The following is a 16,110-nucleotide window of genomic DNA, read 5'->3' as shown; positions in this document are numbered from 1 at the left end:
TGCTAAAGAAAAGCTTGACTGAGGATTTACGGGAAAAGAGCATGAATCACGATTTGCAAAATAAACCGCGGCAGCGGTTTTTGGTGTTGGACACATCTACCGCAGTAATGGCTGCAGCAGTGATGGAGGAACGGTCGCTGCTGGAGGAGCGTAATGAACGTGCCGAGCGCAATCACTCGGTACATGTGGTGCCTGTGATGGAGCAGCTGCTGGCTGCCAGCAGCACGGAACCAGGCCAGCTGAACGGCATCGCCGTCGGCATTGGCCCAGGCTCGTACACGGGCATCCGCATTGCGGTGACCGCGGCGAAGACACTGGCCTGGGCATGGGACATCCCCGTTGCAGGGGTGTCCAGCCTGCAGGCCCTCGCCTGGGGCGGCTGGCACAGCGGCCTCGCCGCCAAGGCGCAGGCTGCGGCAGATGATGCCGCAGCCGGGGCTGGCGGAACGCCATCCGCGGACCAGGGCGGCACCAGTGCCGCCCCTGTCCACTGGATCGTTCCGCTCGTGGATGCGCGGCGCGGTCAAGCCTATACCGCGCTGTTCGCCTCCGCCGGCGGCGATGCACCCCGCCGGCTGGCGCCGGATGCCATCCGCCGAATGGACGGATGGCTGGAGGAGCTCGCCGCCCGCATGGCGGAGGCGGCGCCGGAAGAGCGGCCCGCTGCCGTCTGGCTGGTCGGCGAGACGGGCCCGCATGCGGCAGCAGCGGCAGAGCTTCGCTGCCCCGCAGGAACGGCGCTCCAGCTCGTCCCGTATGAGCTGGAGGGCCGCTGGATTGGGCGCCTCGGCGCCGAAGCGCTGCTTGCAGGTCAGCGTGACGACGTACATGCCTTGGTGCCAAACTACACCCAGCTGTCCGAAGCGGAAGCGAACCTGCTGCGCAAAGGCTGAAGGGAGAGGGAGAACGGATGGGTAACACAGCGATGAAAGGACAGGATGATCTGTTTCAGTTCAGACTCATGACGGTGGCGGATATTCCCGACGTGATGGAGATTGAACATGAGGCATTTACCCTCCCTTGGACGGAAGAGGCTTTTCACAATGAATTGAAGCATAATCATTTTGCTAAATATATGGTCATGGAGCTGGATGGCACAGCCATCGGCTATGCTGGCATGTGGACGATTATGGACGAGGCTCACATCACCAATATCGCGGTGAGAAAAGCGTTTCAGGGCCGCAAGCTGGGCGAGAAATTGCTGGACGAGTTGATGAAAACAGCAGCATATCTCGGCATGGAGCGAATGACGCTGGAAGTCAGGGTATCCAACATTGTGGCCCAGAACTTGTATCAGAAAAAAGGGTTTGAATCGGCAGGTCTGCGCAAAGGGTACTACTCCGACAATGGAGAGGATGCAATGATCATGTGGGCGGTACTGCCGCCTGTCAGCCGGAGCGGCGAAGAGGAAGGAAGCGTACAGGATTCATGAACGATCTTATAGATAAGCAAAGCTCTGTCCCATCCTACATTTTGGCGGTGGAGACCAGCTGTGATGAAACATCGGTAGCGGTGGTCAAGGATGGACATGTAGTGCTGTCCAACCTGATCTCCAGTCAGGTCGAAACACATAAAGCGTTTGGCGGAGTCGTTCCCGAGGTAGCTTCGCGTAAGCACGTTGAAGTTATCACACTGATGCTGGAGCAGGCCATCGAGCAGTCCGGCATTCGTCCGCGTGATCTTAGCGCAATTGCGGTTACACAGGGGCCCGGCTTGGTCGGCGCTCTGCTTGTAGGGATTGTAGCGGCGAAAACGCTCGCTATGGCCTTGGGTAAACCGCTCATCGGCACACATCATATTGCCGGTCATATTTATGCGAATCGCCTTGTGCGTGAACTGCAATATCCAGCGATGGCTCTTGTGGTGTCAGGCGGTCATACGGAGCTTGTGCACCTGGAGTCGGAAGGCAAGTTCAAGCTGATTGGCCGCACGCGGGACGATGCTGTCGGTGAAGCGTATGACAAAGTGGCTCGTGCTCTCGGGTGTCCTTATCCGGGTGGGCCGCATGTAGACCGGATGGCATCCGAAGCGGAGGACGTTGTTCCTCTGCCGCGGGTATGGCTTGAAGCAGGATCCTATGACTTCAGTCTCAGCGGATTGAAATCGGCGGTGCTCAATGCACTGAATCAGGCCAAAATGCGTGGTGAAGCCTTGGAGCCATCTGCGGTTGCGCGCGGTTTTCAGGAAGCGGTCGTTGAGGTTTTGGTGGAAAAGGCGGTGCGTGCCGTTCGTGAATATGGCTCGCGTCAGCTGCTCCTGTGCGGTGGGGTCGCAGCGAATCGTGGCTTGCGCGCGGCGTTGCAGGAACGCTGCGCGAAGGAAGGGCTCGAGCTGGTCATTCCGCCAATGGAGTATTGTACGGATAATGCAGCGATGATTGGTGCAGCCGCTTATCTGAAATGGATTCGGGGCGAAGGTACTGATTTTGACGCGAAGGCAGACCCTGGACTTTCACTGGAAGCGTGGTCGGTGCAATCCGAAGCATGAAACAAACAGTTGACAATGATTTAGGAAGAATGTATATTAGTTACAAATTTAAGGAGGTTTCCTCCTGAACTGATGAACTACTAAAACAGACAAACGCAATGAACAGGAGCAGTAAGGTTATTCCCGGTCATTAGAGAGCTGCGGGCTGGTGCAACGCAGACGAAGGACACCTGAAACTCACCTGGAAGCGGAACGATGGAACGCAGTTATGCGAGCAGAAGCCTAAAGCTGAGGCTGGCATGCAGTATATCGTTACGATTTGCCCCCGTGAAAGGGCCGTTGTGATTGATATTCTTATCCAAGCCGGACCGGAGTTGCTCCGTTGCCTGCGCTTAGTTCAAGAAAATCAAGCGCAATACAGAGGGGATTTCCAGCCTTTCAATGATTTCGATATCATACAGCGCAATGATGTGCCAGCGATAACGGAATTGAACAGGAGGAGGTCAACAAGAGTGGTACCGCGAAGGTGAACAGCCTGTCGTCTCTTGCATTATTGCAGGGGAGGGCAGGCTTTTTTGATTTATTAATGAACAAATGAACAATATCAGCAAAAGTGATGAACGGGAGCAGTAAAACGGCTAAGGCGCTCAGAGAGCTGCGGGGATGGTGCGACGCAGTGGCTGAAATCGTTTGAATCTCGCCCGGGAACAGAGCTTTGGAAACCATGAAGATTTGGAACGCCCTCCGATACAAGATAGTGGGCGAGGCAGTCATTCAGGAGTACAGAGCAACGGCTGACCCCCGTTAGAGGGTAGTTTTCTTGAATTCAATGGGCTGGATTCGCTGACAATTGCGTAGTCCGCAGTACAATGAATTGGGGAGAACACGAGGTGGATGGTGTCAGCATAAGCTGGGCCATCAAGCGAGAGTGGTACCGCGGAGGGGAGAATAACCCGCCGTCTCTTTGATGAGATGGCGGGTTATTTGTATTTTTTGCTGCCGGCAGCAAGTCGGGCGGGGGAACAACCATATGGTGCAAGTTGAAGCGGGATGCATGCAAGTCTGATCAGAGCCTTTGAAGCAGATCGGAGTGTAAGTCGACGTACACTCTGATACAGACAACCAACTAAAATGGAGGCTGATAAATATGACGACCAATCCGAATAAACGTATGATTGACATTTTTGATACAACCCTGCGTGATGGAGAGCAGGCACCGGGGGCGAGTCTTCAGCCAGAGCAAAAAATTGAACTGGCGCACCAGTTGGCTTCGCTTGGCATTGACGTCATTGAGCCTGGATTCCCGATCTCCAGTCCAGGGGAGTTTGCGGCGGTTCAGGCGATTTCGAGACAATTGCAGCAGGTAGAGATTTGCGGGTTTGCACGTGCAGTCAAAGGAGACATTGACGCGGCGGTTCAGGCGACGGCAGATGCCGCGCGGCGACGAATTCACCTGTTTATATCCTCGTCGGATATTCATATCGAGCATCAGCTGCGCCGTCCGCGCAGCGAGGTGGTTGCCACTGCAAGAGAGATGGTTTCGTATGCACGCCAGTTTACCGATACTGTCGAGTTCACCGCGATGGATGCTGCGCGTACCAAAATGGATGATCTGATCGAGATGGTTGAAGTGGCCATTGAAGCGGGGGCGAGCATCATCAATCTGCCGGATACCGTTGGTTATGCACTTCCTCATGAGTACGGCGAGATGTTCCGCCGAGTGCGCGAGGGGGCAAGAGGCGGTGATCAGGTTCGATATAGCGCGCACTGTCATAACGATCTGGGCCTTGCTGTAGCGAACAGTCTGGCGGCTATTGCGAACGGGGCATCACAGATCGAAGTAACGATTAACGGAATTGGGGAGCGAACCGGCAACTGCGCATTGGAGGAGCTGATTATGGCACTGGAGACCCGTGGAGATGTGATCGGCGCAGCGACCAATATCAAGCTCAACCAGCTGTATGAAACATCCCGTCAGATCAGCCGGGCGATGCATTTTCCAATTGCCTATAACAAGCCGGTTGTTGGACGCAACGCCTTCCAGCATGAATCGGGCATTCATCAGGATGGCTTGCTGAAGAACCGTAATACGTATGAGATTATGGACCCGGAAGCACTGGGCATTCCGCGCAGCATGATTATTTTGGGCAAGCATTCCGGCCGTCACGCCTTGAAGGATCGGGTACGCAAATACGGCTTCGAACCGGATGAGCAGCAGATGGAACAGCTGTACGAGGTGTTCAAAGAAACTGCGGATCAACAGAAGGTGGTAAGTGATGACCAGCTGCTGCAAATGGTCAGCCAGACGATGAACATCCCAGCACAGGATTATGAATTGATTGAACTGCAGGTGACTGCGGGCAGTATGACGGACCGTATGGCTGCGGTGCGCATTCGCACAAGTTCAGGTGAACATTCGTATTCGGCAGTTGGCAGAGGGCCGGTTGATGCGACAATTCAGGCCATTGGTCAGTGTATTTCAGATGACATTACGTTTGTGGACATGGAGATGCATGCGCTCAGCGGTGGAGAGGGAGCCAGTGCCGAAGCCGTGATTACGGTCGAACGTGCGGGGCGTGAATTCCGCGGTAGTGCTACACATCATGATATCGTGATGGCGGCAGGACTGGCGTATGTTGCCGCATGTAATGCAGCCGGGCTGAAGGCCGAGTCGGCAGAGAGTGAAGAAGCATCTGTTCATTAAAAGTAACAAAGTTTCAGTTGATTAGAAGTCCAGAAGTCTCCGTGAATTAGAAGTGAAAAAGAGTTTGTTTATCAGGGTAAAAACGCTATAGCTATACGAAGGGCTCCTGTTGTCATGACTTGACGACAGGAGCCCTTTTGCATCAAGCAATCTGCAATGCGCTTGTGGAATATATGTTTTTAACAGAGCTTACTAAGATAGATGAATTATTCTAGCTCAAGGTAGGTAAACACACGTGAGAAGTCGCCACGCCTCGTATCCTTGAGGTTGGCGAGAAAGATAAACTCGCCATAATCCTCGAACTGAAACCCGGCTCTGCCGCCAGATTGCAGCGCAAGCAGGATGAACCAGTCTTCGGCCCGAGTTAGCTCCTGCCACCCGTTTTGCTTCGCGTGGACTATAGCACGCTCGGTAGCGCGAACAGTGGAACGGTGATGACCGAGCATCTGGTGCTGCGGGCCGTCGCCAACGTGCATATGTTCTCGAAGGGCTGCGATGGCCTCATCTGCGTCAGATAGTTCCAGATTGCTGTATACCTCACTGGAGTAAGGAAAGGTGAGCGTGGGGAAGATCCGCATCATCTGAGACTCCTGACTGATCTCATATTCCGAGGCAAATGCAAGTACAGGCTGTCCCGAGCGCTCAAAGGACAAGGTGCCATCTGCTGCGGTATGTGCTCGCAGATCAAGCAGCTCATTCCGGCTGACCACAAGTCGCTGATCTTCTGTGCTCCAGATCAGCATCTGCATGACCTTGTTTGCGATGTCTTCCGCATACGCAGGAAGCGGATGGTGCACCCATTTGTAGCCGTCAGGCCAATAAAATACTTTACCCTCTTGTAAATCAGTATCTGACATAAAGGTTAAACAGCCGTTTGCAGGCAGATAATCAATGGATTCAGGCAAATCAGACAGGCTGATCTGCGCGAGGAAGTTATAGTGCAGTCCAGAATGATTACGGGGCCAATCCACACCTTCCGGCAAATCCGGCCCACCGCCAATACGTGTAGCAGGCTGTAGGCTGGCAGGAACGGGTCCTGCTTCGATCAGAGCAAATCCAGCGTAAGCGATAGTATGCAGCGTATCTTCATGCTCTTGTAAGCGAGTGTGGGTCAAAGCAAGCTGAAAGCGCTCCTGAACATTAGGAGACTGGCCTTTATCTTGTCCTTCCAGCCCAGACAATCGTTCCGAATCATGATTTAACCTTTGCATCTGTTCAATCTGCTCCATTCGCTGCATGGCTGTATAAAGCAAATGCTCCTGTAACTCATGATTCTGTATTTTGAATTCCGTGTTCTCTCCCGAGTCGGAGTCTGTACTTGCATATTGGGCATGAGGTCTGAATGAAGCGAGTGTCTGAAAGAAGGCTTGTTCAATTCCCTCAAGTTCTGCTGCTGAACACATCGCTGTGGCTGAGAGCATATTCGGACTTTCCTTCAGAGAAAACATGGCGCGCAGACGATACCATGGCACATCTATACCGTCTTCTTCATCAATCAGTCGATCCAGCTGCTTCACATATTCGCCCGTCAGTCCAGCGCTTTCCAGTTCATACCGTTCCACGATATCACCATATCCGTCAGTGATACGCGATAATCTGGACGAAAGAGCATCCGGCTGCTCCATGTCCTCCTCTTCCATGATCCAGACGCTCATAGAGGGGGAGAGCAGTGTGATCGGCGTACAGCGAGCAATTACACTGGAGCCGAACACTTGTACAGAAGAGAAGGGGGCTTGAACAACAATAGTAAATTCGGGCGTGGTGGCTGTGTACATACGATTCCTTTCCTGGGCTGCACATGAACAGGTTCCCATTGTGATAATTGAATTTGTCAAGGTGTGAGTATAGTTATCCACATATCCAGTATAATTTGTTGATAACCAAGGCGAAAGCCTGCAATTAAAGTTTTCGAAACATGCTTCATGCAGGGGATAGATAACGGTGGTTTTACTCACAGTATTGTGGATAATGTGGATAACATGGTGGATAAATATGGTTTTTTCATGAAAAACTTATTCTACCAATGTTTAATTACATGAAAACAAGGCTTGAGTTTCTTTCAGACTTGTGGATAAAGGTGAAGTGAGACTCTGGAAATTTATTTTACGAGAATCGAGAGGATTTGACAAATGTGAAAACATGAGGATGAGCTGCTTATTCAAAAAGGGCCCACGTTACGAATGTAACGCTAAGCCCCAATTGTTTGTCTTCTTTGAATTTACGTTAACCGCAGTCATGGTGTTGATTACGCCTGAGCTCTTAATCCATAGCGAGCATTTCCCATTCTTCATATGCCTGTGCAAGCTGGGTTTTGTGCTCCTCCGTGGATTGCTGCAACTCTTGTAGCTTCATATAGTCCTGATAAACTTCCGGCAGGGCCATCTGTTCTTCCAAGCCCATAATTTCCGATTCCAGCTCTGCAATCTGCTTCTCCAGTGCTTCCTGTCTGCGCTGTCTGTTCCGCTCCTCGCGTTTCGCCTGTTTGTCCGCTTCGAAGGAGGCTGCACCCGATTTCTCGGAGGCTGAAGGGGGAGCTGCTGCAGAAGCTGACTTGGAAGATGCCTGACGAGCTTCCGCTGCTTCGCGTGCAATCTCCTCCAGCTCCAGCTTTTTCTCTACATAATCATCATAGTTACCGAGATATTGCTCTGTTCCGCCTGGATGAAGTTCAACGATTCGTTCTGCCATTTTGTTCAGGAAGTAACGGTCATGGGAGATAAACAGCAGTGTACCCTCGTAATCCATCAATGCGGCCTCAAGCACTTCCTTGGCAAAGAGGTCAAGATGGTTCGTTGGCTCATCGAGAATAAGCACATTGGCTTCCTTCAGCATGAGCTTGGAGAGAGAGACACGTGCTTTCTCCCCGCCGCTGAGCGAGGATATTTTTTTGAGCACATCATCACCGCTGAACAAAAAGTTGCCGAGAACAGTCCGAATCCGTGCTTCCTCCATCCCTGGGTAAGCACTCCACAGTTCCTCCAAAACGGTGTTGGAAGGGTTAAGTCCCGTCTGCTCCTGATCGTAATAACCAATCTGAACCTTGGTGCCCCACTGAATGTCACCTTTTGCAGGACGAAGACTGCCTGTAAGGCATTTCAGCATCGTGGATTTTCCGATTCCGTTTGGTCCAATGAGCGCAACCGTTTCTCCCCGGCGCAGATCAAAGGACACGTTGCGGAACAGTGGCGAGCCCTCGTCATATGCAACAGACAGCTGGTCCACACGCAGCACTTCCTTGCCGGACATAACGGCAGTTTCGAATGAGAAGTGCGCTTTCTTGAGATCGCCGAGAGGTTTGTCGAGTCGATCCATTTTCTCTAGCGCCTTGCGGCGGCTCTGGGCACGTTTTGTAGTTGAAGCGCGCACGATGTTTTTTTGCACAAAATCTTCCATCTTTGCGATTTCATCCTGCTGCTTCTCATACTGCTTCATCTGAATTTCGTATTCGGCAGCCTTCAGTTCCATGTAACGGCTGTAATTGCCCGTGTATCGCTTGGAGCGATGACGTTCGATTTCGACAATAGTAGTGACGAGTCTGTCCAGAAAGTACCGGTCATGCGATACAACTAACAGCGAGCCGGAATATCCTCTGAGATAGTCCTCCAGCCATGTCAATGTAGCGATGTCCAGATAGTTTGTAGGCTCGTCCAGCATGAGCAGATCGGGAGCTTGCAGCAGAATGCGAGCTAAAGCGAGCCTCGTCTTCTGACCGCCGCTGAGGGTGCCGATAGGTGTGTCGGGTGAAAAGTCACCAAAGCCCATACCGTGCAGCACGCTTCGAATACGCGTTTCCATCTCGTAGCCGCCGTGATCCTTGAACCAGTCCGAGCGTCTTGCGTAGCGCTCCAGCAGGTCGGCATATTGCTTTTCATCCTGCATCAAGGCAGGATCGGCAATATCATGCTCCATCTGTCTGAGCTCTGCCTCGGTCTGGGTCAGATGTGCAAAGACATGCAGCATTTCATCCCAGATGCTGCGCTCGGACTGCAGTCCACTATTTTGCGCAAGGTAACCAAGCGTGGTTTCTTTGGATTTGAAAATCTGTCCTCCATCATAGGACATCTCGCCAGCTATAATTTTGAGTAAAGTCGATTTACCTGCGCCATTCACACCAACGAGACCAATACGCTCGCGTTCTAATATTTGTAAGTTAACGCCGTCCAGAATCGGATCGACACCAAAACGTTTAATAATTCCGGATACTTGCAGCAACATAGAATTAAGTTCCTCCATAGGTCGAGTTCTTGATTAGGGCGAGTTTCAAGATAGGCCCTAGACACTTACCTCCAGTTTACATGAAATATGGAGCAAATGCACCGATTGGGAAGGGGGGAGGCTTGTAGTCTTTTTGGTCAATCAATGATAAACTGAAAGAAGACATGTTATTACATGAGCATTTTGCAGAAAATGAAACATTTCAAGCTGGTCATCCAGATGACATCTTGTCATAACATATAAGCGCAATGAACTGAATGATTTTATTTACCTTCCAGATCAACAGGAGGTTTGTCAGCATTATGCAGGATCATGCGGAACAGAAGCAGCAGCTCAGGGCACGGCTCAGACAGCTGCGTGAACGAATGGACGAGCAGATGCGTCAGCAAGCGGTCAACCGGATGAATGAAGGGTTGAAGCGAGAGCTGGAACGTCTGCGGCTGAATCCGGACAGACAGGTGTCCGGGGCTCTGGTGATTTTCAGTTATCTTTCGTATGGAAGTGAGGCCTCTACCACTTTTCTTTTTGAAGAGGGATGGAAAAAGGGAGATGTCATGCTTGCACCCAAGGTGCTTGCTGATCCGCCACGCATGGAGCTGCGGCGAGTGAAGGGACCTCAGGATATTGAACCAGGCATTTGGGGCATACCTGAACCTAGAGCATCTTGCGAGGTGCTGCCTCCTGAACATTGGCCGGATATTGATCTGGTGCTGGTACCCGGGCTGGGCTACGATCTTGCCGGTGGCCGCATCGGATATGGGGGCGGTTATTATGACCGCTTTGCAGCGCGTCTAGATCTGCACTGTGCTAAGCAGGGGAGAAGGCCGCTTATGGCTGCACTGGTCTTGCCAGGCCAACTGGAGACGGACATTCCGATGGAGCCGCTTGATCTGCGGCTGGATCTGTTGATAACACCCGAAGGTATAGTACATATCGAATAAAGGGTTGTGATGTGATTGAACTCAGAAATAAATAAAGGTCAGTCCTCCAGCGGAAAGCTGACTCATTTTAACGAGCAGGGACGGGCCAGGATGGTAGATATTTCAGGCAAGGATGTGACGGTGCGTACCGCTGTTGCGGTTACCAAAGTTACAATGAGCCCGAAGACACTCGAAGCTATTCGTCAAGGGCGAATCGGCAAAGGGGATGTGCTGGCGGTTGCTCAGATTGCCGGCATTCAGGGGGCGAAGAAAACGTCTGACTGGATTCCGATGTGTCATCCGCTTGCGCTGAATGGTGTGGATATTCGCTTCCATGATAACGGAGAAGACGAGCTTCATATTGAAGCGACGGTCAAAACCGAAGGCAAGACAGGTGTAGAGATGGAGGCACTCACGGCAGCGTCGGCCGCAGCACTTACGGTTTATGATATGTGTAAGGCGATGCAAAAGGATATGATCATCGGTCCAACGCTGCTGATGACCAAAAGCGGCGGTAAAAACGGTGATTACAACCGATAAAGAGTATTTATTTTCATAGAGGAGAAGGGTGATCTTTATGGTGTGGAGAACAGCAATCCTGACTGCCAGTGACAAAGGGGCCCGCGGAGAACGTGAGGATACGAGTGCACAAGTCATTCGGGAGCTTGTGGAGGAGGAGCTGGGCGGTCAGATCGTGGAATATCGGATTGTTCCTGACGAGCCGGACGAGATTATTGCGGCTTTGATTGAGATGACGGATTATTTTCACGCCGATCTCGTACTGACAACGGGGGGCACTGAGCTGGCCATTCGGGATATTACACCGGAAGCGACCAGACGTGTCATTGAGCGCGAGGTGCCTGGAATGGCTGAAGCGATGAGATACAGTGTGATGAGCAAAAATCGCTCGGCCATGCTGTTCCGCGGTGTATGCGGTATTCGGGGGCGCACGTTGATTGTGAATCTGCCGGGAACACCAAAGGGTGTACATGAGCATCTTGCTGCCATTATGGATCAGCTTCCTGAAGCGCTTCTGATGGTGACGGGCCAATTTAAACAATGAGCTCTGCCCGCTGGATGTCTCTATCTGAAGAAAGTTGTGACAGTTGAGCATTTTACGGGTTATGTAAGTGGTTACATCTGTGGTATGATGGGCATAAATTCAAATGCAGCTCAGATATCTGATGGACGTGACTTCGAAGTATGAACATTTTATAAGCTTGTAACGAGGAGGAAGATCAATGTTAAGTTCAATTGGACCAACAGGTTTTATTTTGCTGGCCGTGATTGCACTGCTGTTGTTTGGGCCGAACAAGCTGCCGGAATTAGGACGGGCTGTTGGACGTACGTTCCGCGAGTTCAAGGAAGGCGCGCGCGATATTATATCGGATGATGATGCTTCCAGCCGCAAAGAGCAGGAAAAAGCGACACCGGTGGCAGTGGAAACAGCAACTCCTGAGAAACCTGCGGATAAACGTCTGCCGGAATAATGTCTTAGGCAATGAAAGAGAGATCCCTTCCTGCCGGAAGGGTTTTGTATTTTAAAGCTGAATTCCAGGGGAGGCAGGCATGACGCAGCAAAATGAAGAAATGACGCTTTCGGACCATCTGAGTGAGCTGCGTAAGCGGCTGATCTACGTATTATGTATTTTTATTCTCGGGCTGATCGCAGGGTTTTTCGTGGCAGACCCGGTTTACCGTTATCTGACCCAGGCGGAGACGGCTCGGGGCTTTGTATTACATGCCTTTTCCTTCTGGGACGGGATTGGCATCTACATGAAGATTGCCGGACTTTTTTCCATCGTAATCACGCTGCCGTTTACGGTATATCAGATTTGGAAGTTTGTTAGCCCTGGTCTTCGGCCGCAGGAGCGCAAGGCGTCTCTGAAGTATGTGCCCTATGTGTTTTTATTGTTTCTGGTCGGTGTGGCCTTCTCGTATTATGTTGTCTTTCCGATGGCACTGGCGTTCACCTCCACCATCACGGAGAAAATGGGGCTGGTCGAAACCTATGGTATGAAACAGTATTTCAGCTTCATGTTCGGTATTGTGCTGCCGGTGTCTTTGCTGTTTGAGCTGCCCCTACTCATCATGTTCCTGACAGGGCTGCGGATTCTGAATCCGATACGTCTTCGTAAAATGCGCAGAGTGGCCTATTTCGTACTGATCTTTATCGCGGTGGTTGTTACACCGCCGGATTTCATATCCGATCTGCTGGTGATGATTCCGCTGCTGCTGCTGTATGAGATCAGTGTGTTTCTGTCAGCGATTGTGTATCGCAAGCAACTCGCGGCTGATCAGGAGATTGAATCAAGGTACGTGCGTGAAGAGGATAAGCAGCATGCGGGTTAGGGTGAGAAGACAAACGGTTTGCAGCCTGATAAAAATATAGAAGCGCGAGTGGAGAGGTCGTTCATTCGTTAAGAGACCCTGGGAAGACATTATGTTCTGCCCGGGGTCGTTTACTATCCTTTGCAAAGCGAGAGTAGAACCTGGACATGCAGGCATATTATGGCGGGGAGTGGATACAATGGAAAAGGGGGTTAGGGGACAGGTTTGCATGTGGACTCGTAAATCTCGTAAAATAGAAAGCGTAACAATGTAACATTTCTCCAGCTGTTCCAGCTGTGATTGTCCTGCTAAGAGTGTGAGATTTGGCTTAATGGATGTTAAGCAGGCGTAAAATCTCGCAACAATTCATCAAAAAGACTTGAAATCATGCTTCAAGTTGAGTATCATAAAGTTGGTTGTTAGCACTGAACACTGTCGAGTGCTAATACATATGGCTGCAACCTACAATGCAAGGCTATATAATTTCAATAAGGAGGCTATTTTTCATGATCAGACCTTTAGGTGAACGCGTATTGGTAGAACCACTGGAGCAAGAGCAAACGACTTCTTTCGGGATCGTACTTCCGGACTCCGCCAAAGAAAAACCGCAAGAGGGTAAAATCATTGCAGTTGGTGCGGGTGTATTGAAAGACGGCGTACGTGTAGCTCTGGAAGTGAAAGAAGGAGACCGCGTTATTTTCTCCAAATATGCCGGTACAGAAATCAAATACGAAGGTAAAGAATATTTGATTATGAAAGAGAGCGATATTCACGCGATTCTCGACTAATTTCAAATTTTATTCGGTTAACCGAACGATATAGCAGTACCACTTTACACAATATACCAGGGAGGTTTTCTTAAATGGCTAAAGACATTAAATTCAGTGAAGACGCTCGTCGCTCCATGCTTCGTGGTGTGGATGCATTGGCTAACGCAGTGAAAGTAACGCTCGGACCAAAAGGCCGCAACGTGGTTCTGGAGAAAAAATTCGGAAGCCCGCTTATTACCAATGACGGTGTAACGATTGCTAAAGAAATCGAACTGGAAGATGCATTCGAGAACATGGGTGCACAACTGGTTAAAGAAGTAGCAACCAAAACAAACGATGTTGCCGGTGACGGTACAACAACTGCAACTGTATTGGCGCAAGCGCTGATCACAGAAGGCTTGAAAAACGTAACTGCAGGTGCTAGCCCAATCGGTATCCGCAAAGGGATCGACAAAGCGGTTAAAGCTGCGGTTGCTGAGCTGCAATCCATCTCCAAACCGGTTGAGACTAAACAATCCATCGCACAAGTAGCGGCAATCTCTGCAGCTGACGAAGAAGTAGGCGAACTGATTGCTGAAGCTATGGAAAAAGTGGGTAAAGACGGCGTAATCACTGTTGAAGAATCCCGCGGGTTCGCAACAGAGCTGGAAGTGGTTGAAGGTATGCAATTCGACCGCGGATATATCTCTCCTTACATGATCACAGATACGGACAAAATGGAAGCTGTTCTCGACAACCCGTATATCTTGATCACAGACAAAAAAATCTCCAGCACGCAAGACATCTTGCCATTGCTTGAGAAAATCGTTCAACAAGGCAAACCACTCGTACTGATCGCTGAAGATATCGAAGGCGAAGCTCTGGCGATGCTGGTTGTGAACAAACTGCGTGGTACATTCAATGCTGTAGCGGTTAAAGCTCCAGGATTCGGTGACCGTCGTAAAGCAATGCTGCAAGATATCGCTGCTCTGACTGGCGGCCAAGTAATTACGGAAGAACTGGGTCTGGACCTGAAATCCGCAGTTGTGGAGCAACTGGGTACAGCTCGTCAAATCCGTGTAACCAAAGAAAACACAATCATCGTTGACGGTGCGGGTAACAAATCCGATATTGATGCACGTGTTAGCCAAATCCGTACACAACTGGAAGAAACCACTTCCGAGTTCGATAAAGAGAAACTGCAAGAGCGTCTGGCTAAATTGTCCGGCGGCGTGGCGGTAATCAAAGTCGGTGCGGCAACTGAAACTGAATTGAAAGAACGCAAACTGCGTATCGAAGATGCCCTGAACGCAACTCGCGCTGCGGTTGAAGAAGGTATCGTATCCGGTGGTGGTACTGCGCTTCTGAACGTATATCATGCTGTTGCTGGTGTAGCATTGTCCGGTGACGAGCAAACAGGCGTAAACATCGTGCTGAAAGCTCTGGAAGCGCCAATCCGCACAATTGCGGCTAACGCTGGTGAAGAAGGTTCCGTAATCGTGGAACGTCTGAAAAAAGAGCAAGTTGGCGTAGGCTTCAATGCTGCGACTGGCGAGTGGGTTAACATGATCGAAGCAGGTATCGTTGACCCTGCGAAAGTAACACGTTATGCATTGCAAAACGCGGCTTCCGTAGCAGCAATGTTCCTGACTACTGAAGCGGTTATCGCTGACAAGCCAGAACCAGCAGGCGCTGCTGGCGCTCCTGACATGGGTGGCATGGGCGGTATGGGCGGCATGATGTAATTGAGGTGTAAAACCTCGGTTATGCCGACAGAGGTACGAGCTCCAAAATGAACAAAAAAGCAGGTCATCCCAAAAGGTGGCCTGCTTTTTTTTGCGAAAAAACCTTAAATAGCTGTTTTCTTTTTCCTCGTCTGTTACTCCGACAGCACCATTTCTTTAGTGACCATTTCATATTGTCTATTTAATGAAGTGGTCTGATAGGCTATACGTGTTTTATCTCGTCCTTTTTACTTTTCTTAGCTGTCATACGAATGTAGCATATTTTTCGGGTAACCTCAGTATATCACTAAAAAAAAGACTAGTTAAACAACGCTAGTCTTAAACAAACTCATTCAAAGAAGTCTTTCTTTAATTTTATTTGTAATTTTGAATTAAGAACTTTACCTTGAAATTGCGGAAAGCGACTGAAAAAATCTTCACCAGTAGTAAGATAAAAGTTTGTAATTTTTACTTGACCTTCTTCAATGACACCATAGAATACTGCATATCTTACATCACACAATCTAACACGATTTCCATCAATTTGTCGAATATCAAGAATGCTTGTACTATCAGGGCTAAACAGTCCAAGATCAATAGTAGGTGATGTTTGTAGCTTTACTTCTAACAATTGATGTTTTACGTCAGGAAATCTACCGTCATCTTTATAAGTTGAATAACCCAATTTTTTACAAACTAATTTATGTAATGCTGCACCTCTGTTACGTTCTTGATCTGAACCAGCGTCAGTAAAACTTGAACCGACTATACTTTTTAATTTGTTATAAAGGGTTTCAATGGGTAGCAATGAGTTGCTATTTGGATAGTTTGTGGGACTGACTGTTTTTAAAATGACGGATTGTAATATGAAGTGCGACACCTACTGGAAATAAATAAAAAATGGCCCATGGCCGGATTCGTGTAGAATGAAGTCACCACAACAAACATTCACACAAGGAGAATCCACCATGAGCTACACACATCTTAGCATAATCGAACGCAGCAAGCTAGAAATCCTCCACCAGCAGGGGAAAAGTACC

14 protein-coding genes and 1 other annotated feature are annotated in these 16,110 nt (G+C 49.9%); of the genes, 11 read left to right on the top strand and 3 right to left on the bottom strand.

Annotated elements, in window-relative coordinates; all coding sequences use genetic code 11:
* Nucleotides 1–41 precede the first annotated feature (41 nt).
* The 4 genes from tsaB to DFQ00_RS13965 all read left to right on the top strand — a co-directional run bounded on the left by tsaB (nucleotide 42) and on the right by DFQ00_RS13965 (nucleotide 5,131).
* Nucleotides 42–893 carry a tRNA (adenosine(37)-N6)-threonylcarbamoyltransferase complex dimerization subunit type 1 TsaB gene (gene tsaB, locus DFQ00_RS13980; RefSeq protein WP_110897289.1) on the top strand — a complete coding sequence of 284 codons (852 nt, stop codon included), beginning with the start codon at nucleotides 42–44 and terminating at the stop codon, nucleotides 891–893.
* A gap of 17 nt (nucleotides 894–910) precedes the next feature.
* Nucleotides 911–1,432, top strand: coding sequence for a ribosomal protein S18-alanine N-acetyltransferase (gene rimI / locus DFQ00_RS13975; protein ID WP_244213842.1), 522 nt, complete (start codon nucleotides 911–913; stop codon nucleotides 1,430–1,432).
* On the top strand, nucleotides 1,429–2,487 hold the full coding sequence (gene tsaD / locus DFQ00_RS13970; RefSeq protein WP_110897105.1) for a tRNA (adenosine(37)-N6)-threonylcarbamoyltransferase complex transferase subunit TsaD: 1,059 nt from the start codon (nucleotides 1,429–1,431) through the stop codon (nucleotides 2,485–2,487). The genes rimI and tsaD overlap by 4 nt, the downstream gene beginning before the upstream one ends.
* A gap of 547 nt (nucleotides 2,488–3,034) precedes the next feature.
* Nucleotides 3,035–3,394 (top strand) — a binding site (T-box leader).
* Between the two features lie 180 nt (nucleotides 3,395–3,574).
* The gene (locus DFQ00_RS13965) at nucleotides 3,575–5,131 is read left to right on the top strand and encodes a 2-isopropylmalate synthase (protein WP_110897104.1); all 1,557 of its coding nucleotides are present in this window, start codon (nucleotides 3,575–3,577) and stop codon (nucleotides 5,129–5,131) included.
* 206 nt (nucleotides 5,132–5,337) lie between these two features.
* On the opposite strand, the gene DFQ00_RS13960 is transcribed toward DFQ00_RS13965, so the two are convergent.
* On the bottom strand, nucleotides 5,338–6,906 hold the full coding sequence (locus DFQ00_RS13960) for a DUF1963 domain-containing protein (protein ID WP_167433723.1): 1,569 nt from the start codon (nucleotides 6,904–6,906) through the stop codon (nucleotides 5,338–5,340).
* A 484-nt stretch (nucleotides 6,907–7,390) separates the two neighbouring features.
* A complete protein-coding gene (locus DFQ00_RS13955; RefSeq protein ID WP_110897102.1) occupies nucleotides 7,391–9,346 on the bottom strand; it encodes an ABC-F family ATP-binding cassette domain-containing protein in 1,956 nt (651 codons plus the stop codon).
* Nucleotides 9,347–9,648: 302 nt separating this feature from the next.
* Here DFQ00_RS13955 and DFQ00_RS13950 point away from each other — a divergent pair, with 302 nt between their 5' ends.
* The 7 genes from DFQ00_RS13950 to groL all read left to right on the top strand — a co-directional run bounded on the left by DFQ00_RS13950 (nucleotide 9,649) and on the right by groL (nucleotide 15,091).
* On the top strand, nucleotides 9,649–10,287 hold the full coding sequence (locus DFQ00_RS13950; RefSeq protein WP_167433722.1) for a 5-formyltetrahydrofolate cyclo-ligase: 639 nt from the start codon (nucleotides 9,649–9,651) through the stop codon (nucleotides 10,285–10,287).
* Between the two features lie 15 nt (nucleotides 10,288–10,302).
* The gene (gene moaC / locus DFQ00_RS13945) at nucleotides 10,303–10,806 is read left to right on the top strand and encodes a cyclic pyranopterin monophosphate synthase MoaC (RefSeq protein ID WP_279630412.1); all 504 of its coding nucleotides are present in this window, start codon (nucleotides 10,303–10,305) and stop codon (nucleotides 10,804–10,806) included.
* A gap of 37 nt (nucleotides 10,807–10,843) precedes the next feature.
* On the top strand, nucleotides 10,844–11,329 hold the full coding sequence (locus DFQ00_RS13940; protein WP_017690080.1) for a MogA/MoaB family molybdenum cofactor biosynthesis protein: 486 nt from the start codon (nucleotides 10,844–10,846) through the stop codon (nucleotides 11,327–11,329).
* Nucleotides 11,330–11,507: 178 nt separating this feature from the next.
* The gene (locus tag DFQ00_RS13935; RefSeq protein ID WP_110897100.1) at nucleotides 11,508–11,756 is read left to right on the top strand and encodes a twin-arginine translocase TatA/TatE family subunit; all 249 of its coding nucleotides are present in this window, start codon (nucleotides 11,508–11,510) and stop codon (nucleotides 11,754–11,756) included.
* Between the two features lie 79 nt (nucleotides 11,757–11,835).
* Complete coding sequence (gene tatC, locus DFQ00_RS13930; RefSeq protein WP_110897099.1) at nucleotides 11,836–12,618, top strand: twin-arginine translocase subunit TatC; 783 nt, start codon at nucleotides 11,836–11,838, stop codon at nucleotides 12,616–12,618.
* Nucleotides 12,619–13,103: 485 nt separating this feature from the next.
* Nucleotides 13,104–13,385, top strand: a complete 282-nt coding sequence (groES, locus tag DFQ00_RS13925) for a co-chaperone GroES (protein ID WP_110897098.1) — start codon at nucleotides 13,104–13,106, stop codon at nucleotides 13,383–13,385.
* Between the two features lie 74 nt (nucleotides 13,386–13,459).
* A complete protein-coding gene (gene groL, locus DFQ00_RS13920) occupies nucleotides 13,460–15,091 on the top strand; it encodes a chaperonin GroEL (protein ID WP_090918203.1) in 1,632 nt (543 codons plus the stop codon).
* Nucleotides 15,092–15,419: 328 nt separating this feature from the next.
* Here the strand turns inward: groL and DFQ00_RS13915 are convergent, their stop codons facing one another.
* Nucleotides 15,420–15,878, bottom strand: a complete 459-nt coding sequence (locus DFQ00_RS13915) for a hypothetical protein (RefSeq protein WP_244213841.1) — start codon at nucleotides 15,876–15,878, stop codon at nucleotides 15,420–15,422.
* Between the last annotated feature and the right edge of the window lie 232 nt (nucleotides 15,879–16,110).

Source organism: Paenibacillus barcinonensis (assembly GCF_003217495.1).
Taxonomy (GTDB): Bacteria; Bacillota; Bacilli; order Paenibacillales; family Paenibacillaceae; genus Paenibacillus; species Paenibacillus barcinonensis.
Note: the sequence above shows the minus strand (reverse complement) of the source record. Positions and strands in the feature narration are given on the sequence as shown.

Coding starts and splice junctions, on each gene's coding strand:
- tsaD (WP_110897105.1), top strand. CDS start 1,429: ATGAACGATCTTATAGATAAGCAAAGCTCTGTCCCATCCTACATTTTG.
- tsaB (WP_110897289.1), top strand. CDS start 42: ATGAATCACGATTTGCAAAATAAACCGCGGCAGCGGTTTTTGGTGTTG.
- DFQ00_RS13960 (WP_167433723.1), bottom strand. CDS start 6,906: ATGTACACAGCCACCACGCCCGAATTTACTATTGTTGTTCAAGCCCCC.
- DFQ00_RS13955 (WP_110897102.1), bottom strand. CDS start 9,346: ATGTTGCTGCAAGTATCCGGAATTATTAAACGTTTTGGTGTCGATCCG.
- DFQ00_RS13950 (WP_167433722.1), top strand. CDS start 9,649: ATGCAGGATCATGCGGAACAGAAGCAGCAGCTCAGGGCACGGCTCAGA.
- rimI (WP_244213842.1), top strand. CDS start 911: ATGGGTAACACAGCGATGAAAGGACAGGATGATCTGTTTCAGTTCAGA.
- tatC (WP_110897099.1), top strand. CDS start 11,836: ATGACGCAGCAAAATGAAGAAATGACGCTTTCGGACCATCTGAGTGAG.
- DFQ00_RS13940 (WP_017690080.1), top strand. CDS start 10,844: ATGGTGTGGAGAACAGCAATCCTGACTGCCAGTGACAAAGGGGCCCGC.
- DFQ00_RS13965 (WP_110897104.1), top strand. CDS start 3,575: ATGACGACCAATCCGAATAAACGTATGATTGACATTTTTGATACAACC.
- groL (WP_090918203.1), top strand. CDS start 13,460: ATGGCTAAAGACATTAAATTCAGTGAAGACGCTCGTCGCTCCATGCTT.
- groES (WP_110897098.1), top strand. CDS start 13,104: ATGATCAGACCTTTAGGTGAACGCGTATTGGTAGAACCACTGGAGCAA.
- DFQ00_RS13935 (WP_110897100.1), top strand. CDS start 11,508: ATGTTAAGTTCAATTGGACCAACAGGTTTTATTTTGCTGGCCGTGATT.